The 22,060-nt window shown below is 74.6% G+C and carries 17 protein-coding genes and 1 pseudogene; 9 read left to right on the top strand and 9 right to left on the bottom strand.

All coding sequences use genetic code 11. The features are described from left to right. The first annotated feature begins 50 nt into the window (after positions 1-50). Positions 51-569 carry a TspO/MBR family protein gene (locus tag IE271_RS23985; RefSeq protein ID WP_229919529.1) on the top strand — a complete coding sequence of 173 codons (519 nt, stop codon included), beginning with the start codon at positions 51-53 and terminating at the stop codon, positions 567-569. A gap of 29 nt (positions 570-598) precedes the next feature. After that, the gene (locus tag IE271_RS23980) at positions 599-1,219 is read left to right on the top strand and encodes an L-threonylcarbamoyladenylate synthase (RefSeq protein WP_190192489.1); all 621 of its coding nucleotides are present in this window, start codon (positions 599-601) and stop codon (positions 1,217-1,219) included. 85 nt (positions 1,220-1,304) lie between these two features. Here the strand turns inward: IE271_RS23980 and IE271_RS42245 are convergent, their stop codons facing one another. After that, entirely contained in the window at positions 1,305-3,584 is a 2,280-nt protein-coding gene (locus tag IE271_RS42245) for a sigma-70 family RNA polymerase sigma factor (RefSeq protein WP_229919528.1), read from the bottom strand. 411 nt (positions 3,585-3,995) lie between these two features. Between IE271_RS42245 and IE271_RS23965 the strand changes: the two genes are divergently transcribed. Continuing rightward, positions 3,996-5,246, top strand: coding sequence for a hypothetical protein (locus IE271_RS23965; RefSeq protein ID WP_190192488.1), 1,251 nt, complete (start codon positions 3,996-3,998; stop codon positions 5,244-5,246). 148 nt (positions 5,247-5,394) lie between these two features. Then, positions 5,395-6,360, top strand: a complete 966-nt coding sequence (locus IE271_RS23960; RefSeq protein WP_190192487.1) for a Rieske (2Fe-2S) protein — start codon at positions 5,395-5,397, stop codon at positions 6,358-6,360. Between the two features lie 335 nt (positions 6,361-6,695). On the opposite strand, the gene IE271_RS23955 is transcribed toward IE271_RS23960, so the two are convergent. Beyond that, on the bottom strand, positions 6,696-7,259 hold the full coding sequence (locus tag IE271_RS23955; RefSeq protein ID WP_190192486.1) for a Dps family protein: 564 nt from the start codon (positions 7,257-7,259) through the stop codon (positions 6,696-6,698). 505 nt (positions 7,260-7,764) lie between these two features. Here IE271_RS23955 and IE271_RS23950 point away from each other — a divergent pair. After that, positions 7,765-8,127, top strand: coding sequence for a hypothetical protein (locus tag IE271_RS23950; protein WP_190192569.1), 363 nt, complete (start codon positions 7,765-7,767; stop codon positions 8,125-8,127). Positions 8,128-8,290: 163 nt separating this feature from the next. Here the strand turns inward: IE271_RS23950 and IE271_RS23945 are convergent, their stop codons facing one another. Both IE271_RS23945 and IE271_RS23940 read right to left on the bottom strand, forming a co-directional pair. Further along, positions 8,291-9,493 carry a glycoside hydrolase family 64 protein gene (locus IE271_RS23945; RefSeq protein ID WP_190192485.1) on the bottom strand — a complete coding sequence of 401 codons (1,203 nt, stop codon included), beginning with the start codon at positions 9,491-9,493 and terminating at the stop codon, positions 8,291-8,293. A gap of 84 nt (positions 9,494-9,577) precedes the next feature. Further along, positions 9,578-10,876 (bottom strand): glycoside hydrolase family 16 protein, encoded by a 1,299-nt coding sequence (locus IE271_RS23940; protein ID WP_190192484.1) that lies wholly within the window; start codon positions 10,874-10,876, stop codon positions 9,578-9,580. Positions 10,877-11,368: 492 nt separating this feature from the next. Between IE271_RS23940 and IE271_RS23935 the strand changes: the two genes are divergently transcribed. Beyond that, positions 11,369-11,980, top strand: coding sequence for a nucleosidase (locus IE271_RS23935; protein ID WP_229919527.1), 612 nt, complete (start codon positions 11,369-11,371; stop codon positions 11,978-11,980). A 212-nt stretch (positions 11,981-12,192) separates the two neighbouring features. Here IE271_RS23935 and IE271_RS23930 read toward each other — a convergent pair whose 3' ends face one another. Next, the gene (locus IE271_RS23930) at positions 12,193-13,746 is read right to left on the bottom strand and encodes an alpha-1,2-mannosidase (protein WP_190192483.1); all 1,554 of its coding nucleotides are present in this window, start codon (positions 13,744-13,746) and stop codon (positions 12,193-12,195) included. Positions 13,747-14,294: 548 nt separating this feature from the next. Here IE271_RS23930 and IE271_RS23925 point away from each other — a divergent pair. Continuing rightward, positions 14,295-14,828, top strand: a complete 534-nt coding sequence (locus IE271_RS23925) for a hypothetical protein (protein WP_190192482.1) — start codon at positions 14,295-14,297, stop codon at positions 14,826-14,828. Between the two features lie 85 nt (positions 14,829-14,913). Here the strand turns inward: IE271_RS23925 and IE271_RS23920 are convergent, their stop codons facing one another. Beyond that, complete coding sequence (locus tag IE271_RS23920) at positions 14,914-16,809, bottom strand: discoidin domain-containing protein (RefSeq protein WP_190192481.1); 1,896 nt, start codon at positions 16,807-16,809, stop codon at positions 14,914-14,916. 626 nt (positions 16,810-17,435) lie between these two features. Here IE271_RS23920 and IE271_RS23915 point away from each other — a divergent pair. Then, positions 17,436-17,699 (top strand): WhiB family transcriptional regulator, encoded by a 264-nt coding sequence (locus IE271_RS23915; RefSeq protein ID WP_190192480.1) that lies wholly within the window; start codon positions 17,436-17,438, stop codon positions 17,697-17,699. A 148-nt stretch (positions 17,700-17,847) separates the two neighbouring features. Here the strand turns inward: IE271_RS23915 and IE271_RS42240 are convergent. Beyond that, a pseudogene (locus IE271_RS42240) lies at positions 17,848-18,682 on the bottom strand (glycoside hydrolase family 2); the annotation flags it as partial. Positions 18,683-19,043: 361 nt separating this feature from the next. Between IE271_RS42240 and IE271_RS23905 the strand changes: the two are divergent. After that, positions 19,044-19,472: an ATP-binding protein gene (locus IE271_RS23905; RefSeq protein WP_190192478.1), complete on the top strand. Its 429-nt coding sequence runs from the start codon at positions 19,044-19,046 to the stop codon at positions 19,470-19,472. 154 nt (positions 19,473-19,626) lie between these two features. Here the strand turns inward: IE271_RS23905 and IE271_RS23900 are convergent, their stop codons facing one another. Together IE271_RS23900 and IE271_RS23895 are read right to left on the bottom strand one after the other, a co-directional pair. Continuing rightward, positions 19,627-19,989: a DUF5133 domain-containing protein gene (locus IE271_RS23900; RefSeq protein ID WP_190192477.1), complete on the bottom strand. Its 363-nt coding sequence runs from the start codon at positions 19,987-19,989 to the stop codon at positions 19,627-19,629. A gap of 636 nt (positions 19,990-20,625) precedes the next feature. Next, positions 20,626-21,489 carry an RNA polymerase sigma factor SigF gene (locus IE271_RS23895; protein WP_190192476.1) on the bottom strand — a complete coding sequence of 288 codons (864 nt, stop codon included), beginning with the start codon at positions 21,487-21,489 and terminating at the stop codon, positions 20,626-20,628. Between the last annotated feature and the right edge of the window lie 571 nt (positions 21,490-22,060).

Here is a 22,060-nt window from a genome sequence, read left to right as displayed (position 1 = left end):
GACCGGGGGTTCGTGGGCCTGGTACCGGCCCGGCGGGGCACTCGTGCGCCATGAGGTTCCCGAAGCGCACGCCCGCGGGGAGGAGGCGCCGTGCCCCGGCGGGCGGCCGGCTCGCGTCCGACGCGGCCGCGTCGGTGGCCGTGACCGCGGCCGCGGTCCTGGGCGCCCGGGCCGTCGACGCCGACAGCGCCTGGTACCACTCCCTGGAGAAACCGCCGTGGCAGCCGCCGTCGTGGGCGTTCGGCGCGGTGTGGACCCGGCTTGTACGCGTCCGTCGCCCGGGCGGGCGGGCGCGCCCTGTCGGCCGCCCCCGCGCGGGAGCGGCGCGCGCCGTCCGCGGGCCCGGCCGTCGACCTGGCGCCGAACACGGCGTGGAACCGGCTGTTCCTCGGCCGCCGCAGCCCGCGCGCCGGCGTCGCGGGCACCTGCTGCTCGACGCGGGCAACGCGGAGCTGATCCGCCGCACGGCGCGCACGGACGGGGCGGCGGCCCCGGGGCTCGTGCCCTACGCCCTGCGGTGCGGCTTCGCGACCGCGCTCAACACGTCCATCGCCCGCCGCAACCGGTGACGGGCCGAACGGGATCATAGGCTTGCGACATGGCGAAGTACTACGACGTGCACCCCGACAACCCGCAGCAGCGCACCGTGCGCCAGGTGGCCGACGACATCCGCGAGGGAGCCCTCGTCGCGTACCCCACCGACTCCTGTTACGCGCTGGGGTGCCGGATCGGCAGCAAGGACGGCATCGACCGCATCCGCTCGATCCGCCACCTCGACGACCGCCACCACTTCACCCTGGTGTGCCAGAACTTCGCCCAGCTCGGCCAGTTCGTGCGCATCGACAACGACGTGTTCCGCGCGGTGAAGGCGTCGACCCCCGGCAGTTACACCTTCATCCTGCCCGCGACCAAGGAGGTGCCGCGCAAGCTGCTGCACCCCAAGAAGAAGACGGTGGGTGTCCGCATCCCCGACCACGTCGTCGCCCAGGCCCTGCTCGCCGAGCTCGGCGAGCCGCTGCTGTCCAGCACCCTGCTGCTGCCGGACGAGGACGAGCCGATGACCCAGGGCTGGGAGATCAAGGACCGGCTCGACCACGTGGTGGACGCGGTCGTCGACTCCGGGGACTGCGGCACCGAGCCGACCACCGTCGTGGACTTCTCCGAGGGCGAGCCGGTCGTCGTGCGCCGGGGGGCGGGCGACGTCACACGGTTCGAGTGACGGTGACGGTGGTGGGCGCCGGTGGGTGACGGTGCCGGCCGCCGTCGCCCACCGGTGCGCGGAAGGACGCGCTCCCGGGCGCTCCTCAGCGGGCGGACAGATAGGCCCGGCCCGCCGGGGTCAGCGCGGGCCCGGCGCGGAAGAGCACGGTGCTGGGCCCCGGTTCGTCCGTGCCGAGGCCGAACCAGGCGTAGCGCCGCAGGTACGGCAGCCCGTCGAGCATCTTCGTCGACGCCGTCAGGAAGGCCGCCTGCTCCTCGTCCGACGGGTGGCGGGGCGTGCCCTGGGAGAAGTCGACGAGCGCGAACTCGGTGAGCCAGATCGGCTTGTGGTAGCGCTCGTACACGGCCGCCAGGTAGCCGCGCAGCTGCTCGACCGCGGCGGCGGTGCGGAAGTCGCCGCCGTACCAGTGCAGCGTGATGAAGTCGACGCGCAGGCCGCGCTCCCGCGCGCCGCTCATGAAGCGGTCGAGCCAGCCGCCCGGGGTGTCCCCGCCGTAGGCCACGGCCGGGCTGCCGAGCGTGCTGCCCGTCGACTCCAGCCTCGGCCACAGCGACAGCGCCTGTTCGACGCTCATGTCCGCCTGCCCCGCCATGTCGGGTTCGTTGAAGCCCAGCAGGTACGGCCCGGCCGCCTTCGCCTCGGCCAGGGCCTGCGGGGTGACGGAGTCGGCCCCCCAGATCATCGGGACGAACCCGGTGCCGTTCGGCGTCGTGACGCCCGGGTGCGCGGTGGACCAGGTGTAGTACCAGCCCGCGCCGGACTGCCGCAGTGCCGCGTCGGCGTCCGGGAAGGACCACACGCCGACGCCCTTGCGGTCGGACGCGACCGCCTTCGGCGCGGCGGCGGGCGGAGCGCCGGCGGCCGTCGCCCGGGGAGCGGCCGACGCGGCCGAACGCGAGGGCGTGGCGCTCGGGGACGGCGACACCTTCCTGCTCGCCGACGGCGACGCCGACGGTGCGGGTCCGGACGGCGCCGTGGCGCCCGGTGACACGGTGGGTCCGTGGGCGGCGGCCGCCCGGGGCGCGGCGGACTCCGTCCCGGAGTCCGACACCACGGCCAGCGCGCCCGCGGCCACCGCCGCCGCGGCTCCGGCGGCGGCCAGGACGCGCAGGCGCCCCGCGCCGGCCGGCGCGCCGCCGCGCGGGCGCCGGTGGGCACGCGGTGCCCGGCCGGCACGGTGGGTGACGAGGTGCGAGAGCCCGTCCGCCGCCGTGTCCCCCTGAAGGGTGTGACCGTCGTCCCCGCCCCCGGGCATGCCTCCGTTCCCGGGCACGTCCCCGCCCCCGGGGATGTCTTCGTTCCCCTCGCCGCTCCCGTCCCCCCGCGCGTACAGGCTCTCGTCCCACAGGGCGTGACCGCCCCCGTCCTGGAACACCTGTCCGTCATCGCCCCGGAGGGTGTGACCGCCCTCGTACTGGTGCGCGGAGCCGCTTCCGTCCCGGAACGGCTGCCCGCTGTCGTCCCACGGCGCGTGACCGCTCCCGCCGTCCCCGTGGGACGTGTGCGCACCGGCGTCGCCGTCCGCCGCCCGGGACGCGCCGTCGAGGGCCCCCGGCAGCGCGGCCTCCAGGACCGCCCGGTGCAGCGCGGCCGGCGGCACCAGCAGCGGCAGGCCGCCCAGCAGCCCGGAGACGGGCAGCAGTTCGGCGGTGCGCGCGGCGCACCGCTCGCAGCCGCGCACATGGCGGGCGAGGCGCTTGCGCCACAGCGGGGAGGGCGTCCCGTCCCAGGGGGCGGCGGCCTTCGCGAGGCCGGGGCAGGGCGGCCGCGCGGCCAGCGCCCGTACGACGGTCCGGCCGGCGTCGAGCTTCTCCTTCAGCCGCTGCACCCGCACGGCGGTGTGCCGGCCCGACAGCCCCAGCGCCTGCGCGAGGTCGGCGCGCGTCAGCTCGCCCGTCTCCTCCAGCCACCACAGCGCGAGCAGTTCGCGGTCCTCCCCGTCCAGCCACGCGGTGGCCTCCGCCACCTCGCGCCGGTCGTCGGTGAGCTGCAGCCGGAGGACCGTCAGCGACGCGAAGTCCGAGGCGGGGTCGGGCACGTACGCGGCGCGCTCCATGGACGCGCGCGTCGCGCGGTCCTGCTGCCTGCCCTTGATCCAGTCACGTATCTGCCGCACGGTGATGGCCACCATCCACGATCGGTACGCCGCGGGCCGCTCCAGCCGGTCGAGACCGCGCACGACCCGCAGCAGGGCCTCCTGCACGACGTCGTCCACGTCGCCGTGGCCGTCCAGGGCGCGGCCGACGATGTTGTGGACGAGCGGCAGCGACTGCGTCACCAGCCGTTCGACTGCCTGCGGATCACCGTCGCGGGCGGCGGACACCAGGGCGGCGTCCGGCCCGCGGCCGGGTTCTGTGCGCATCGATCGTCTCCCTTTCGTCTGAGACCCGAGGAACGCGGGGCGCCGACACGGCCGGCCGTGTCGGCGTCCTCCCTGTGGGAGACGCCGTGCGCGTCGCGGGACAACGGAAATCCCGGAACGGAATCCGAGGGGATCCCGAACCGGAGTCCGGGAGGGGAACAGTGTGCACGGCGGGGCGCCCGCGGACGAGCCCCGCCCGGTGCCCCGGGGCGGGCGGCCCGGCACGTGCCCGCGGAGCACCGCACCCGGAAGACCGCGGCCGGGGCCGCACACGCGGTACGGGAGTCCACCGGACGTTTCCGGCTATGTCGTGACCTGCACCACGGCGCGCCATGATCTGGTTTTCCAGGTCGCGACCTGCGGTGACCATACTGGGAAGCGCACACCGCCCTTCCACGTACAGAGTGATCCATGGCCAAGTCCCACCTCCCCGCCACGACGCCGGACACGGTCTGGCTCGCCCGTGGCCGCCACAGCGGGCCCGCCCCGGAGAAGACGCTGCGGGAGAACCTGCGTGCGCTCAAGACGAACGGCGTCATCGACGACTTCCTGGAACCGGAACCGGAACCGGAGGACCCCGCGGAGGCCCGTGAGCGCGTCTTCGAGGCGCGCTGGCGGGCCGCCGGCGTCACCGTGCGCGCCCGCCTGACCGTCGGCGCGGCCGACCGCGCCGGGGACGAGCACGACTGGGTCCTCGTGGCGGAGGCGGAGCGCCCCTGGGACCCGGCCTGGCCCTCCCCGGCGACGATGTTCTGGCCGGAGGACGGCGAAGCGGCCTGGGACCGGGACGGCGTCGGCGCCCTGCGCCTGCGGGACATCAACCCGCTCCCCCGGGACGACAAGGCCCTGCGCCGGCTGCTGCGCGACAGCGTGCGGCACAGCTGGAGCATCAACGTCGTCGTGCACGAGGCGATGACCCCCGACGAGCGCGGCCGCCGCCCGCTGTCCCCCCTGCTCCCGCCCGGACTGCGGCACCGCGTCGTGGAGCACCGGGCCACGCCCGACCAGTACCAGATCGCCAACTGGGCGCTCGACGACTTCGGCGTGCGGCTGCCCCGCGGCGGCGCCGTCGTCCTGCCCGGCACCCCGGCCCCGCCCGGCTACACGGGGAAGGACTTCTCCGTGCGCAGCGTCTTCCTCGACGGCTCCGAGCCGCGCGAGCTGCTGGACGCGATCGAGCGGTACGCGGCCCTGCCGCTGCCCAGCCCCGAGGGCGCGCAGGAGGCCGTCACCGCGCTGCGCGAGAAGTGGCACCTGGTGACGCTGGAGGAGGAGCTGGCCCACACGCGCGCCCTGGTGGAGACGTACAAGGAGGCGCTGGAGGCCATGACCGCCTCGCGGGACCTGTACCGCGAGGCGGCGGAGCTGGCCCACGCCGCGCTGGCCGAGACGAAGGAGGCGCAGGGGGTCGCGCCGCCCGCCGGGGACAGGGGTGCGCAGGGGCCGCAGGACTCCCCGCTGCACCAGCTGACCAGGACGTTCCAGCGCATGACCGACACGTTCCGGGCCAAGCGGGCGTCCGGCGAGGGAGCGTCCTCCGCCGGTGCGTTCACCACCGGCACGTTCACCACCGGCAGCTTCTCCTCGGGGACCCCCTCCTCGGGGGCGTCCGCTCCCGACGGCGGCGCCGAGGGGCCCGGCAGGTCCCGGGACCCCGGCTGACCGTTTCCGCGGCCCCGTACGACGGTCACAGGGGGGGGCGCCGCCGTGGCCGCCACGGCGGCGGTGACCGTCGCGGGCCGTCGTCGCGCTCGTCCGCGGAGTGCCGCGTGTCCGGTTTCCCGGGCCCGTGCCGGGCTACTCGCGCCCCATGGAAGAGACGACACCCCTGCGACGCGCCGCGGTGTTCACCCGGCGCGCTCTGCCCGACGCGTCCGCCTCCGGACGCGTCCTGAAGGCCGTGGACCGGCTGGAGCAGTACACCGGGGCCGACCGCGTGGTCGACACGCTGCAGCGCGCGGTGCGGGCGCTCCCGCTCGGCCGGGCCCGTGACGCGATGCACGGCCGCTGGCTGGGGCACCCCGTGCACCCGCTGATGGTCCAGTTGCCCATCGGCTGCTGGTTCTCGGCGGCGATCCTGGACTTCCTGCCCGGCCGGCAGCGTGCCGCCCGCACCCTCGTCGGCACCGGCGCGCTGGCCGCCGCTCCCGCCGCGCTCACCGGCTGGGTGGACTGGGCGGAGCTGCGCCCCGAACAGCAGCGGGTCGGCGTGGTGCACGCCGCCTCCAACGTCGTGGCGGTGAGCCTCTACACCGGTTCCTACGTGGCACGGAAGCGCGGCCACAACCTGCTCGGCCGGGCGCTCGGCCTCGCCGGGCTCGGCGCCGTCAGCGTGGGCGGCGCCCTCGGCGGGCACATGGCCTACCGCCAGGCGTCGGGCGCCAACCACGCCGAGGACGTGCCGCACCTGGTGGAGCCCGGCTGGCACCGGGTCGCGGACCTCGCCGAGCTGCCCGAGGGCCGGCCGGTGCGGCGTGACATCGGCGACGTCGGCGTCGTGGTCGTGCGGGAGGGCGACGACGTGCACGTCCTGGCGGAGCGGTGCAGCCACATGTCCGGTCCGCTCTCGGAGGGCGAGGTGAAGGACGGCTGCATCCAGTGCCCCTGGCACGGCAGCGTCTTCCGCCTCTCCGACGGCTGGAACGTGCGGGGCCCGGCCACGGCCCCCCAGCCCGGCTTCGAGACCCGTGTCGTCGAGGGCCGGGTCGAGGCCCGCATCCGGCACCTGGCGGAGGCCACGCGGCTGAACACGTCCTCGGGGCAGGGCGCCGCCTGACCCGGCGGGCCCGCCCGGGTCCGCGACCGCCTCGGCCCCGTGCGCCTGCGCACGGGGCCGAGGCGTGTCCGCCGTCGCCCGCCCGGCACGCACGTTCCCTGTCGGCACGCGAACTCCCTGCGCCCGTCCGGCACATGACGCCCTGCACTCGTCCGGTGCGCACGTCCTGGACTCGTCCGGCACGCACGTCCTGCCCGGCCCGTACGCCGGTGCGCCCGGGGGCGGACGCGGCCCCGGACGCACCGGAGGCCGGGACCCCGGCGGACGCCCGGGTCCCGGCCTCGTCGGGTGGCCGGTGTGCGCCGCTCGCCGTGCGGTCCGGGAGCGGCGACGGGTCAGCTGAGCGCGGCGCCCTTCTCCGCGGCCTCCGCCTCGGAGGTGACGTCGGCGGTGGCGAGGCTGCCGCCCGCGTTCTCCAGGTGGGCGCGGATGAACCACTGGAACTGCTCCAGGTCGCGCAGCTGCTCGATGAGCAGGTCCTCGGTGGCCGGGTCGATCTCGCCCGCCTCGGCGATCGCCTTGCGGACGTCCTCGATGATCCCGGTGTAGACGATGTCGAGGGCGCCCAGGTGGGCGATCGCGTCGGCGCGCCCGATCCGGTAGTCCTCCCAGGTGCGCTCGGCCACGAGCGATCCCGGGGTGCCCTGCGCGACGCCGCCCAGCGCCGCCGTCCGCTCGGCCACGTCGTCGGCCATCTCCCGCACCCGGTCCACCTGCGGGTCGAGCATCTCGTGCACGGCGACGAAGTGCGGACCGATCACATTCCAGTGCACGTGCTTCAGCGTCAGGTGCAGATCGTTGAGAGCGTGCAGACGCAGACGCAGCAGACCGATCAGCTTGCCGGCGTCCTTCTCCGTGATGCCCGGCACCGTGTACTTGGGAGTGAAGTCGTTCGTCATTGTTTTCCGGCTCCCGTGTGGTTGCGAAAGTGTCTCGCCGACACGTGTTCCCCGCTTTTCGCATTTCACCGCCCGCACGTCACCCGCGCGGCCCCGTTTCCGGAAGACACCGCAGGCGGGACGGTTGCACCCCCTGTCGGGGCCTTGTCACGGCGCACCGCGGCGGGCACCCCACGAAACCCGCCGCCGCGTTTCTCACGAGCTGTCGGCTTTGCGGGACATGAGCTGTCGCTTCGTGGGGCGCGACACGCGAATGGGGGCGGTTGACATCGCGATCCCGGGGAAGAGAAATGAATTTTTCCCTCGTACTCGTATACCTGACGCGGCACCGGGCGGGCCATCCCCTATTCGGCCGTTCCTTTTCCCTCGTTCATCCGCGAAGGCTCCGCCGGGGCACCGCGGGAGGACGGCCGGCCGCGCGTGCCCCGCGTACCGCGCCCGAACGCGGGCATCCGGGACGCGGACGCCCGGCGAGGGGCCAGGAGGCCGGAAGGGGACGGGGAACGTGTATCTGGCAAGGGGATTCGACGACGGCTCGACCTGGCCGTGGGTACTGGGCGTGCTCGCCCTCTACGTACTGATGAGTTACGGCCTGGAGTACCGGGCCCGCCGCAGACGGGGGTCGCGGCACGCCGCCCGTGCGGCCCTCCACGACCTGGGGGACCGGAACTCCTCGGCGCAGGAGCCCGCGCAGCACCTCACCAGCCGCCTGATCATGTCGGGCGGGGCCCTCGCCACGGGCCTGGTCGCCTTCTTCGCCTCCGGGGTCCTGCGCGTCGTGGCCGCCGTACTGGTCGCGCTGGTCGCCGTGGCGGCCTGGGCCTACTACGACTACCGCACGGAGCCGCGCTACTCGCGGAACGGCTGAGCGCCGCGGACGGTCCGTGCCCCCCCGGCCCGGGCCCCTCCCCCGGCGGCACCGGGCCCCCGCGGTCCCTCCCCCCGTACCGGAAGGGACCGCGGGGCCCGTTCGCGGCCGGCCCGCCCGGTACGGCGCGCCCGGTACGGCGCGGCCGGTACGGCCGGTCCGGTCAGAACCTGTCGAGCGTGAGCGTGAAGCCGGTCGGCGCGTTGTCCTGGATGTAGGAGGCGAAGTCGGCGACGTCGTCGAAGGCGAAGCCGTACGCCTTGCCGTCCTGCGTCGCCGCGTGGATGGCCTTGGAGTAGTGGTTGGTGAGGGCGTTGCGGTAGAAGGCCGCCGGGTCCGTGCTCGGCTGGGCCGTGTCGCTCAGCAGCGTCGAGCGGTTGAAGCCCGCGCCCAGGACGGCGGCTACGGGGCCGGTGGTGCCGTCGTTGGGCGCGGCGAGCTTGCCGTCGCAGAAGAGGACGTCGCGGGTGGAGGGCTTGGCGAAGGACACCGAGGCGGGCCCGGTGAAGGTGAACCGCTCGCCGCGCACCCGTCCGGTGAACGTCCCCGCGTTGGTCGTGACCTTGAGGTCCTTGCCGGTGTAGGTGCTCCACACCTCGTCGATGTACGGGGCGAAGTAGTCCTTGGCGAACAGGCCCGCGTCCAGGCCGTGGCCGGGGGCGATGATGCGGGTGTCGTCCACGACGAGCGGCGCGAACTCCTCGACCTGCCTCACCGCGGCGAAGGCGGCGGCGCGCCCGCCGTCGCGCAGGGCGCCCGTGGTCTGGTTCCTGGCGCCGGTGAGCTCGATGCTCAGCGGCACGCTGAACATGTCGACCATCGTGGTGTTGCAGAACATGCCGGCCGAGTTGTACGTGAACTCGGCGCAGTCGTGCAGCACGCCGTAGCTGGGGTCGGACTTCACCCAGCCGGCCGGGTACTGCAGGGCCGCGTTGCCGTTGCCGTCGGTGACGGCCTTGAACTTCAGCTTCTGGCCGAGCGCCACGTAGATGCGGCCCGACATGTAGGGCAGGTTCAGCCGGGTCTCGCCGCTGCCGGACAGCGGGATCGCGTAGTCGGTGAAGCCGTCGGCGCCGTTGTCGGAGAGGGCGATGGGCGCGAGGGTGCCCTCGGGGGTGAGCCGGACCTGCTTGCCGTCCTGGTTGCCGACGACGTAGAGGTGCACGGACGCGTTGTCGAACGAGCCGCTGTTGTTGACGACGGTCACGGGGAGCGAACCGGCCGCCGCGGTCGTCCTGCTGTCGCCGCTCTGCCCGGCGAGCGCGTGCGGGGCGATGGCGGCGATCGCCGGGGCGGCCACCGCCGCGCCGCCGAGGGCGAACATCATCTTGCGGCGGGTCAGGTTGCGCTGGTGACGGGGCGACATCTGCGGTGCTCCTTGCTGTACGCGCCTCGGGCGAGGCGGGAAGGGTGGGGACGGAGTGAGTGGCGGGCGGGCGGCGGCTCGGGGTCAGCCGACGGTCCACTTCTGGTTGGCGGTGCCGGCGCAGGTCCAGATCTGCAGGCGGGTGCCGTCCGCGGCGGAGTTGCCCCTGGCGTCCAGGCACTTGTCGGCGCCGACGTTGGTCAGGTCGCGGGCGGAGGTGTACACCCACTGCTGGGCCTTGGTGCCGTTGCAGCGGTAGAGCTGGACGGCGGCGCCGTCCGCGGTCGAACCGCCCTTGACGTCCAGGCACTTGCCGAGGGCGCGCACGGTGCCGTCGCTGCCCAGCGTCCACTTCTGGGCGTCCACACCGTTGCAGTCGTGCAGCTGGATCGGGGTCTCGTCGGCGTCCGAGGCGCCCGCGACGTCCACGCACATGCCGCCGATGCCCCTGATCGCGCCGGTCCTGCTCGCGCCGCCGCCGGTGCCGCCGGTGCCGCCGCCGGTGGAGCCCGAGGAGTCCGAGGCCGAGACGCGGACGTAGTCGACGGTCATGGTCTGCGGGAAGGACGTGGAGGCGTCCGGGCTGCCGGGCCAGTCGCCGCCGACCGCGAGGTTGAGGATGAGGAAGAACGGGTGGTCGTAGACCCACTTCTTGCCGTTCACGTCGGCCGGCGTGCGGGTCTGGTAGTTCTGCCCGTCCACCGACCAGGTGATCGCCTCGGGGCTCCAGTCGACGGCGAAGGTGTGGAAGTCGTCGGCGAAGGCCTTGCCGCCCGGCAGCGTGTACGCGGCGCCGATGCCGCCGCCGCCGGAGTAGCCGGGGCCGTGGATGGTGCCGTGCACCGCGCCGGGCTCCTTGCCGACGTTCTCCATGATGTCGATCTCGCCGCTGTTGGGCCAGCCAGCGCTGCCGAGGTCGTCGCCGAGCATCCAGAAGGCGGGCCAGACGCCCTGGCCGCGCGGGATCTTGATGCGGGCCTCGAAGCGGCCGTAGGCCTGGGTGAAGGTCTGCGCCGTGTTCAGCCGTGCCGACGTGTACTGGCAGGCGCCGTACCAGCACCGCAGTCCGGAGTCGGTGTTCTTCCTGGCGGTGATGACCAGGTTGCCCCTGCCGTCGAGGGCGGCGTTGTCGGTGCTCTTCGTGTAGTACTGCAGCTCGTTGTTGCCGTTGCCGCCGCCGCCCGTCTCCAGGGTCCACTTCGAGGAGTCGGGGGCGCTGCCGGCGGCGCCGTCGAACTCGTCGGCCCAGGTCCGCACGGCGGCGGCGTCCGCCCGGTCGGCGGCCGGACCGGTCGTCGTGAACAGGACGGCCGCGGCGAGGGCGGCGGCGACGAGGAACACCAGGCCGCCGAGGGACCATCGGCGTGCGCGATGAGCAGCCATGGCTGAACACACCTTGTCTGTGGGGAACTGTTTGCGGGACCGTCCGTGAGGACCGCCCGGGGGATTTCCAGGAACGTGCGCCCGGCGGAGCGCACCCGGCGAGCGTGCGGAGCACGGTGTGAGAGCGCTCTCTCGCCTGCGGTGGGAGCCGCCGGTGGGCCCCGACGATACGCACGATCACTGGCCCCGCCAACTTGCGCGCTCCGTCATCAAACCCAGCTGACCTGCGGTTATTTGAGGAATCAGGCTGGACCGAAGTTTGCTTAAGCCGCGTTTAACCCGTGCTTAAGAAGCGCCGCCCGGCTTCCGGCCCGCGCGGCGTCCGGTGTGCCGGGAAGGGGCGGGCGCGCCCGGATCGTACGGCTGCGGACGTCGTCACACCGTGCACCGCCCCGCTTCGCCCCGGCGGCACCGCCCCCTGTACGTTCCAAGGACCACACGGGCAGGTCCGGCCCCGGCCGGACCTCGGAAACCGAAGGACGGGAACACACCGTGATCACCACTCCGCCCGCCGGCCGGGTCCCGGCCGGCCGCCTCCTGGGCGAGATCCGCCCGGACCGGCCGCTCGTCGTCGCCGCGGTCGAGGAGGAGGCCGCCCACCTCGGCACCGGGCTGCCCGTGCTGATCACGGGCATGGGGAAGATCAACGCGACGGCCGCGCTGACCCTCGCGCTGGCCGGCGGCGCCCGCCCCCGCGAGGTGGTCAACCTCGGCACCGCCGGTGCCCTGAAGGACGGTCTGCGCGGCGTGCTGGAGGTCTCCCGCGTCCTCCAGCACGACTTCGACACGGCCCTGCTGCACGCGATCAGCGGCCGCACCTACGGTGCGCCGATCGACCTCTCCGACGGCCCGGGCCACACCCTGGCGACCGGTGACACGTTCGTCTCCGACACGGCCGTGCGCGCGCGGCTGGCCGAGGAGGCGCAGCTGGTGGACATGGAGGGGTACGCCGTCGCCGACACCGCCCGCCGGTTCGGCGTGCCGGTGCGCCTGGTGAAGTACGTCAGCGACACGGCGGACGAGAGCGCGCCGACGGCCTGGCCGGAGGCGGTGGACCTCGGCGCCCGGCAGCTCGCCGCGTGGGCCCGCGACCACCTGCGGTGAGCCGCCCGCCGGGACGCGCCCGGCCGGGGGACCGCGTCCGCCCGCGGGGACGCCCCGGTCCGCGGGGCGGCACTCGTCCGCGGGATCGCGCTCGTCCGTGAGGCCGCCGCCCCCGTCCTTCGGACCGGCCGGCGCGGGGCCGGCCGCCGCGGGACGTGCCACGGCACCTGCCCCGGGTTCTCCGCTCCCGGGGCGGGTGCCGGCACACGGTGTCACAGGTACTGCGCGAGCTTCCCCATGAGGCGGGCCGCGGTGTCCAGGCTCCGCGCCGCGTCCCGCAGGTCGCCCGGCAGGATCTTCTCCGTCGGCTCCTCGGCGTCCCCGCCCTGCGGCGGGCCGGGCACGGCGGTGCCGCGGAGGGCGACCGGGTCCTGTCCCGGCCGGTGGCGGAAGCCGACGAAGTCGCAGACCGCGGCCGTCGCGGCGGCCGCGGCGTCGGCCTCGAAGAACTGCACCCGGGACAGCTGGATCTCGGTCCCCCCGGCGTTGTCCGTGATCAGCAGCCGGTAGAACCGGTAGGGGGTGCTGTTGGCGAAGGAGTACTCCTTCCTGGCGAAGCGCCTGCCGAAGTGCTCGCCCGACCGCACGTCGAGGACCGTCCAGCGGCTGCCGTCCGTGGAGCCCTGCAGCTCCCAGTCCCGCGGGTCGCGGTCCGGGAAGTCGTTGGCCGCGGTCAGCGCGTACGCGGCGACGGCGGTGGGCCGGTCGAAGGCGAAGTCCAGCCGGGCCTCCTCGTCGTGGACCAGCCACTTGCTGCGGGAGGAGCGCAGCAGGTTGTCCGCGGTCTCGCCCGCGGCCGCGAACTCGTCGCTGGCCTCCACCTCCGCCACGTCCCTGGTCACCTCGCGCAGGGCGGCGCCCGGCACGGCCTCCGGGAGCGCCGGGGCCGCGGCGGGGCGGAAGGCCAGCGACACGGCGCCGCCCCGGACGTCGCGCCGCTCCAGGCGCTCCACCGCCGCGCCGCCGTCGTCGAGCAGCACGCGCAGCCGGTCGGCCGGGCGCCAGCTCCCGCCGTGGCTCTCCTCGGTGGTGAACTGCCGCACCGCGGCGCCCGCGACGCCGTCCGGGTAGGTGTGGCGCTCGGCGAGCGTGCCGCGCAGCTCGAAGGTGTTCCCGTCCGCCGCCCGCCGGTGCCCGTGGAAGCCGCCCGTGCCGGCCCGGAAGGCGACGGACGCCTCGGAGCCGTCCGTGCCGCGCCAGGAGAGCTGGGCGGGGTCCGCGTGCTCCCCGCAGTCCATGTGCAGCAGCAGGCGCGGCGCCGGCTGCCACCGGTCCGCGCCCGGGGTCCGCTGCTCGACGGCGAAGGCGAGGACCGACCGGGCGGCGGCGCGGGCCGCCATGGCGCGCCGCGCCGCCCCGCTGTCCCCGGCGGCGTCGATGCCGAGGGAGAGGAGCCTGAGGACGTCGTCCGCGTCGGCGGAGGTGCGTATCTCCAGCAGGCCGCCGTCCTCCGTCAGCAGCGCGCCCGGCAGGGCGACCACGAGCTCGCGCGGCGCGTCCCGCCCCGCGTCCCCGGCGAAGGAGAGGTCCTCGGTGACGACCTTGCCGTTGAGCAGGACGGTCGTCGGCGGCACGGGGCCCACCGCGGTCACGCTCAGGGTGAGGTCGGCACCCCGGTCGGCCTCCGGCACGGTGAAGTCGGCCTTGAGGGTGCCGCCCGCGCCCACCGCCACGTGCGTCGGAGCCACCGCGCACCGGTGGTGGCGGACCACCGCGTTCGAGAGCCGGGCGGGGCTGACCGTGAAGTCGGCGTAGGTGGGTTCCATGAGGACTCGCATTCGTCGGCGTGGTTCGGACCGCCGGGCGTCTCGCACGGCCCCGGCGGCGGATACGGAACCTACCGCCCGCCACTGACACCGTGCCGCTCAACTTCCTTTGCAAACCGGTCGGTTCGATCCTCTTCGCCCGTACTGTCAGCCGTACGTCACGGGGCGCGTCCGGCGCAGGACAGTGTGTCCGCCCCGGCCGCGGAGACGGTGTCCCCGGCGGCCGTACGGGGCGGCGGGGGCGGGCCGACGCGACGGTGGTGCACGGCGGGCCGCGCCCGAAGGGCCGGCGGGCGGTCGCGGGCCTGTCCACGCGGCCGCGCCGCGGTACCGGTGGTGGTCCTCGGCGCCGTGGTGCACGGGCGGCCGGGCCGCGGGCACCGGCGTCCGCCCGGCCGGTCCCGCCGCACCGGCCGGAGCCCGCGTCACGGCGCGGTGGTGCCGCTCCGGTGCCCGTCCTGTGCCCGGCCGGTGCGCGCCGCGGGGAACCGCCGCGGAACCCGGCCGTCGGCCCTCACCGCACCGGCACCCCTGACACACTGAACGGCGTGGAACCCCGACACCTCACGCTCGCCCGCCGCCGCATATGGATCGCCGGCGCGGCCGGCCTCCTCGTGCTCGGACCGCTCGGCCTCGCCCTGGGCGGCTGGGTCCCGTTCGCGGTGGTGGCCCTCGCCTTCGTCGCCGCGACCTCGGTCCTGCACTGGAAGGCCGCCACCTGGCTGGCGTCCGCCGTCGAGCGGGGGCGGCACGCGGGACGCCGGGACACGGCCACCTTCTGCGTCGTCATCGCCGTCAGCGGCTACGCCCAGCCCTCGGCGACCTCCCGCCCGCCCGAGGACGTCGCGACGCTGCGCCTGGAGGCGTACCGGGCGGCGGCCCACGACGACCTCTCCGAGGACATCAGACTGCTGGCGGCCGACGCCCTGGCCGCCGCCGACCAGGCGCACGCCGCGGACACCCCGCTGGCCTGGCGCGAGGCCCGGGCCCGCGGGGAGCGCCTGGCGCACGCGGCCCAGGACGGCAACCCGTACGTGCGGCGGCTGCTCATCCAGTGGGTGGAGGAGCACCGGACGCCGTAGCGGAGCACGTCGCACCGGGGTCACGGACCCTCGGGGCCCGCCCGGCGGCGCGGCCGCGACCGTGCCGCCGCGGCCGCGACCGCGCTCAGCCCTTCTGCTCCACGCGCACCCAGTCGACCTCGGCCTGCACACCGCCGCCCGCGATCCGGTCGACGCTCGACCGGGGCAGGCCCCAGTAGGGCGTGGTCACCTTGTTCCAGCCGGCCGGGTAGGCGCCGCCCAGGGCGAGGTTGAGAATGACGTACTGGTGGTGGCCGAAGACCCACTGGCCGCGCGTCGACTCCAGCTTGTTGCGGGTGGTCTCCTGCACGAGCCGGTCGTCCACGAAGAAGCGCATGCCCGTGGGCGTCCACTCCACCGCGTAGGTGTGCCACTGGTCGGCGCGGCCGCCGTCCGGGTAGGTCTGGCGCGCGCCGATGTTGCCGTCCGCGGAGTAGCCGGGGCCGTGCAGGGCCGAGCTGGTCCAGTCCTCGTAGCCGATGTTCTCCATGATGTCGGTCTCGCCGGAGGCGGGCCAGGACACCGACGGGTCGTCGACGTCGCTGCCCAGCAGCCAGAAGGCGGGCCAGAAGCCGTCGCCGACGGGCAGCCTCATGCGCGCGCTGACCCTGCCGTAGGTGAAGTCGAACCTGGTGTGGGTGTCGATGCGCCCGGAGGTGAAGTCGTAGGTGCCATCGCCCGCCCGGGTGCACCCCTTGCAGTACCTGGCGCGCAGCACCAGGCTGCCGTTCTCCGTGCGGACGGTGTCCGTGGAGTCGACGTACGCCTGGGACTCGCCGTTGACCGGCCCCATCTCCTGGCCGGTCCGTACGACGCGCCACTTGGAGCGGTCCAGGCCCGCGCCGGTGAAGTCGTCGAAGAACGCGGTCCGGTACGTGCCGGACTGCTCGCCCGGCAGCGCCGGGTACGCGGCGGCGGCGCTGCCGCCGGTGCCCCACACCTGGAACTCGTAGAGGGAGTAGCCGAACTGGGCCGTGGCCGGGGCGGGGTTGTGGAAGGAGCGCCGCTCCTTGCCGAGCATGCGCACATAGCGGCCGGTGGCGGGCTGCGGCAGCCGCACACTGTCGTGCCGACCCACGGCGTCCGCCGGGGACTTCACATCGGCGCGGCGGGCGGCCACCTCGGCGGCGGACGGCTGGTACACGGTGCGCCAGGTGCTGTTGTCGTCCGACACCTGGAGCTGGTAGTCGACCGCGTAGGCCGCCTCCCAGTACAGGTCGACGGTGTCGATCACGGAGGTGGCCCCGAGGTCGACGGAGACCCAGCGGTCGGCGTTCCAGTCGCTGGACCAGCGGGTCGCGTCCGCCTTGAGGTCGTCGGGCCGGCCACCGTCGGTGACGAACGCCGGCGAGTTGCCCGCGTGCTGGTAGAAGTTGCTGTACGCGGGATGGTGGAGCGCGAGGTTCGCGCGGGTCGCCGACGCGGGCGCGGGCTCGCCGCCGTAGACCCTGAAGGAGTACAGCGAGTAGCCGTACGGGGTGGCGCGCTCGACGCCGCGCATGCGGACGTAGCGCCCGGTGACCTCCTGCGGGTACGTGTGGGCGGTGACGGAGCCGCCGGTGCCCGCGGTCTCGGTGTAGAACGGCGTCCAGCCGGTGCCGTCGCGCGACGCCTCCAGGACGTACCGCTTGCCGTAGGCGGCCTCCCAGTCCAGGACGACGCGGTCGATGCGCAGGACGGTGCCCAGGTCGACGCGGATCCAGGCGTCGTCGGCGAACTGGCTGGACCAGCGCGTCGCGCCGTCGCCGTCGAAGGCGAGGCCGGGCGCCGTGCCGGCGTTCTCGCTGCCGGAGGCGGTGACGGCACCGGGGTCCGCGGCATGGGCGGCCGCGGCCCGGTCGGTGTCCCAGTCGGCCGCCGCGGCGGTCGGGCGGGGCGCGGGCTCGGCGGCGGACGGTCCGGCCGCGAGCAGGGAGGCCGCCGACAGGGTCGTCAGGGCGGTCAACGCGATCATCAGCGTGCGGGGGGTGCGGGAGGGCATGCGGCTCTCCTTCTGGAGGTCGGGGGTGCCGGGGGCGTGCTGATGGGTCGCGTTCGGCGCGCGCGGCCGCGTCGAACGACGTGCGGTGGGCAACGGTGCGCGGTGCGGAACGGTGCGCGGTGCCGGACGTGCCGTCCGGTGGGGCGGGCGTGCGGGGACCGGCCGGGATCCCGGGCGGCGGACGTCCCGCTCCCCGGCGGGACGACGTGCGCGACCGGTGTGCTCCCGGCGGGTTCCGCCGTGTCGCCCGCACCGTGTGACGGCGGTGCGGCTTTGAACTCCGGGCGGCCGTGGACGCGCGACGGCGTCGCCGGAGCCGGTTCCGTCGCGGCCCGTACCGGTTCCGTGCCGATGTCCCGGGGTGTGCGACGAGTGAAGCGGAGTGTCATGACTACGTCAATACTTCACACCGAAGTCGTCGCTCCCCCCGTACCGGCGGGCACGCGCGTTCAGAAGGTGAAGACACCGGCCCGGTCGCACGGTGGTCCCGGCCGGATGTGACGGGCCGTCACGGAATATCGACGTGTCCACCACAGGGCCCGGTCGTTTCACCCGCACCATGGCGGTCACCCGAACAGAAGTGAGACCGCACCGCCGGACACGACCTACACCCACGGGAGATTGTCATGGCCGACTGGCGACAGTCCGCAGCGTGCCGCACCGTAGACCCCGAACTGTTCTTCCCCGTCGGCAGTACGGGCCCCGCACTCCTCCAGACGAGCGAGGCGAAGGCCGTCTGCCGCCGCTGCCCGGTCAGCGAGCAGTGCCTGGACTGGGCCCTGGAGGAGAAGCAGGTCGTGGGCGTATGGGGCGGCACGACCGAGAACGAACGACGTGCGATCAGGAGGCGGCGCTCCTCGGCGGCCCAGCGCCGCGCGGACGCGGCATGACCGGCCCGCCCGGCCCCCTGCCCCGGCACAGACCTCCGAAGGCGCTCCACCCCGGCACCGCGATCGGGGCGGAGCGCCTTCGCGTCGGGCCCCTCTCGCGTCGGGGCCCTCTCGCATAGGCCGCAGGCCGGCGCGACGCAGCCGGTGAGTAGCGGTCGGTGAACCCCGGTGTGGTCACGTGGATCGAGACGTTCCGCCCGGAGGGCAACGCGACCGGCGGCGCCCACGGTGCGGGACACCGCGACGAGCGCCTGGTCGGCCGCCCGTACGCGCGCCTCCTCGGCCTCGACGACCCGGCGGTCGTAGGTGAGCAGGCCGTTGGCCTCGTTCTCGACGTCGGTGATCCGGGTGTGGACGGCGGCCGAAAGCCCGCCCGCGGGCATGGAGTTCTCCCGGATCGCGTCCAGCAGGCCGACGAGGCGGTCGTTCAGCGCGGCCGTGCTCGCCTGGTCCTCGTAGCCGAACCCGCCGCCCGGGTACCACTCGTGGCCGGAGCCCTGAAGCCGAGTCCGCCGTACTCGCCGAGGACCGCGGCCCGCGTCGTGCTCGGCTCGGTGTTGCCGGGCCGACGTAGTCGTGGTGGTCGACGACGTCGCCGTTGCCGCCGTCCACCGCGCCGCAGCAGTCGACGCCGCTCATGTCGTCGACGAGCCGCGCGGGGTCGTACGCCTTGACCATGTCGGCGATCCGGGCCCGGTCGCACTGGCCCCGGCCCTCGTTCCGGGAGACCCGCATGATCAGCGAGGGCGGGCTGCGGTGCCGGTCGACCGGGGCGCGGAACCCGCTCTCCCCCTGGGTGCGGGCCGCCGCGTCCGGGGTGCGGCCGCTGTCCATGGCGGGCATGTCCTGCCACACCGGCAGGCCCAGCCGGTCGCCCGGCAGAACCACCGCTGCGGCTCGACCTCGATGTGCTTGCGCACCGCATTGAAGCCAAGGTCCTTGTGTTTCTGCAGGTCGAAGCGGAGAGCGGCGTCGGTGGGGGCGAACGTTGCACGACTTGCCGCGCTCCCCCGGAGCACCGGGACCACTCTTCGCCCATACCTTCGCCGCGAGCAACTCGGCTCCCGCGAAAGGGGAGTTCGCCGGATACGCTCCGGCGTCCCCTCGGCCCCGCCCCCTCGTGCCGCCGCGAGTGGCCCGGCGCGCCAGGAGCACCCGCATGCGGCGGTCCACCGCCGGATGAGGCAGAGTACACACAGATCCTTCACTTCGTACGAATGGATGAGGCGAAGGTCAGCACGCGTAGCTCCTCTGCGCTCGGGAACCAGCAGAGGGGTAGAGAGAAGAGAACCATCAGACGACTCACTGGCACCACCGAGTCAGGGAGCGAGCAAGACGGCCGTCATGCCGCGTTGGGACGACAAACTGCCTTCGGACGACGAGATCAGCGGGCTCGACCTCACCTTCGACGGGGATCTGCGCAATGTCACGGACGCGCGGGTCGCCGCGGAGGAGTTCCTCCGTGCCCTCTCACAGGTCTCCCCTCCCTCAGCCCCCGAGCACTGGGACGACATCCTGCTGGTCGTCACGGAACTGGCCGCCAACGCGATCCAGTACGCGCCCGGCCCCTTCGCCCTGCGGATGCGCCGCACCTTCGACGGCGTGCACGTGACGATGCACGACACCAGCACCACGGAGCCGGCGCCCCGCCCCTTCCACCCCCAGCAGGGCGGCGGCGGCATCGGCTGGCACCTGCTGCACACGCTCTGCGACCAGGTGAGCGTGGTGGTGCAGGAGGACGGCAAGGACGTGCACACGTTCCTGCCCTGGTGAACCCGGCGGCCCCGGCGGCCTCGGTGTTCCCGGCGGCCCGGCGGTCCCGGTGATCAGGTCCGGCTGAAGGAGCGGCGGCGGATCGGCACGCGCCGGCCGGCCGCACGTACGCGTTCGTCCCGTGCGGCCGGCCGGCGCGGCGGTGCGTCCGGCGTCACTGCGGGGCGTCACCGCACAGGGCCGCTCCGCTCCCGGCGCCCCCGGCGCGCGCCACGGGGACCTGCCCCACGGCCGACGGGGCGGCGTCGGCCGGAGGGCGTATGGAGGTGGTGGGGACGGACGCGGCGGGAACCGGCGTGGAGCCGACCGCCGCGGCGGCGGCCCCCTGCGCGGCGCCGAGCCGGCGGCGGGCCGACTCCAGGGCGAGCCGCACCTCACGCGTGCCGGTCGACACGCACAGCGTGTAGGCCAGGTCCTCGGCCCGCTGGTGCGCGACGGGGTCCCCCGCCGCCCCGGCCAGGGCCGCCTCGTACTCGTCCACCAGGTTGCGCAGCGTCGCGGGGCTGGGCGTCAGCATGTTCTTGCTCCTTCGGAGGCGGGCCGGAAGACCGGACGGTGCCGTGCCCGCGGACGGCGCGGGCACGGCACCGGGGAGACGACGACGGGCACCGGCGACACTGACGGCACCCGGGTTCACGGACGACGGCGCCGGGACGACGCGGTCGGGGTGGTACGGAGTGCCGCGGAGCCGGTCCCGGAGGAGGTCGGCCCCATGGGCGGCACGGCTGTCACGGCCGGCGCGACCGATACGGTCCGGCGACCGGCGCGGCCGGCGGAGCCGGTCGGCGAACCGGCGGAACCGGTTCCCGGGTCCGTGCGGCCGGCCGTGCGGCCGTACGGACCGGACCGGGACGCGATCGGCGCTTCGGCCGAGGGGAACGGGCCGGTCCGAGGAGCGGACGGACCGGCCTCGGGGGCGGGACGACCGCCGTGGCCGGACCGGTCGGCGCCGTCGGCGGACCGGAGGGCATCACCGACGGGCCGGACAGCAGCAGGAGCGAACGGGTCGGGCCCGAGGGTGGTCCGGCCGCTCTCACGGCCGGACCCGGTGGCGCCGCGGGGGGACCGGGCGTCCTCGCGGTCGGCCAGGGTGGCGGCGTCGTGGGCGGACGGGGTGCCGGACGGGGTGCGGCGGGCGTCCGCCGCCCCCGCCTCAGACCGCATCGGCGTCCCCGCCGCCCCGCCGCTTCCGCGCGCCCATGACCTCCTCGCGGACGCGCGCGCAGCTGCGGCTGATGAGCCGCGAGACGTGCATCTGCGAGATGCCCAGCCGTTCGGCGATACGGTTCTGCGTCATGTCCTCGAAGAAGCGCATGTAGAGGATGGCGCGCTCCCGTTCGGGCAGCTTGCGCAGCCCCTCCTTGGCGGCCTCGCGGTCGACGACCACGTCGTACGAGGGGTCGTTCGCGCCGAGGGTGTCGGCGAGGCTGTAGCCGTCCTCGCCCGAGGACAGCTCGGCGTCCAGGGACAGGGTGCTGAAGCTCTCCAGCGCCTCCATGCCCGCGGCCACCTCCTCCTCGGTGAGCCCGGCGTGCGCGGCGATCTCCGCGACGGTCGGCTCGGCGGAACCGGGGCTCTGGGTGAGCTCCCGGCGCGCGATGCGCACCTTGTTCCGGAGGTCCTGGACCCGGCGCGGAACGCGCAGCGCCCACATCCGGTCACGGAAATGCCGCTTGATCTCGCCGGTGATGGTCGGCACGGCGTAACTCTCGAACGCGCCGCGCGACGGGTCGAAACGGTCGATGGCCTTCACCAGGCCGAGGGCCGCGACCTGGCGGAGGTCCTCGATGGACTCGCCGCGGTTGCGGAAACGGCTCGCTATGCGGTGCGCCATCGGCAGCCACAGCGTCGTCAGCTCGTCGCGGACCGCGTCACGCTCCGGGCCTTCCTCCATGGCGGCCAGCCGGGCGAAGGACTCGACGGTGTCGGGGGCGTCGTGGTGCGCGCGCTGGTCGGAACCGCCGGCGGGTGCGGGGGTGGGGGTGCCGTCAAGGCTGGTGGACTGCTCAGTCAGCATGCGGATTCGCTCCTGAAATGGTGCCGTCAGGGAAATGCCGCGGGAAACGGTTCGGCTCCGGACGCATAACGACTTCCGGAGCGGCATACCGCTCCCGTTGGCGCGCCTCCGGTCCGAAGCACGAAATTCCGGCTGCCCGGCCGCACTGCGCCTAAACAGTCACATTCGGCGGAAGTTCGCGGACGGCCGGAACAAGGGCGAACACGCAGGTCGGCAGCTGCTCCACCGATGAAGTCCGGCCGACTCCGGCACCCGCCGCACCGCCGAATACAGCCCATCGGCGAAAACCCCGCGCATACCGGCGGCGAAGCCCTTCGGCTCCGCTTACACCCCCGAACAGGGATACGAAAACCCCCTCCGCTCCCCGCCTTCTCCACCCCCGCCCTCCGTACGCGCGGGTGCCTCTCCCCTCCGTACGCGTACGTGCGCCCGTACGCGTTCGCGAATGGAGGGCCGGCCGTCCGCACACCTGCGCGGCCTCGCGCGGGCCTCCCCCAGCGGCGGCCCGGTCCCTCCCGGCCGGCCTCCCGCCCGCGCGCCACGCCCGGACCGCCGTTCCCCCGAACCTCCG

It is taken from the genome of Streptomyces minutiscleroticus, assembly GCF_014650875.1.
Classification (GTDB): domain Bacteria; phylum Actinomycetota; class Actinomycetes; order Streptomycetales; family Streptomycetaceae; genus Streptomyces; species Streptomyces minutiscleroticus.
This window is presented reverse-complemented; position numbering and strand designations above follow the sequence as displayed.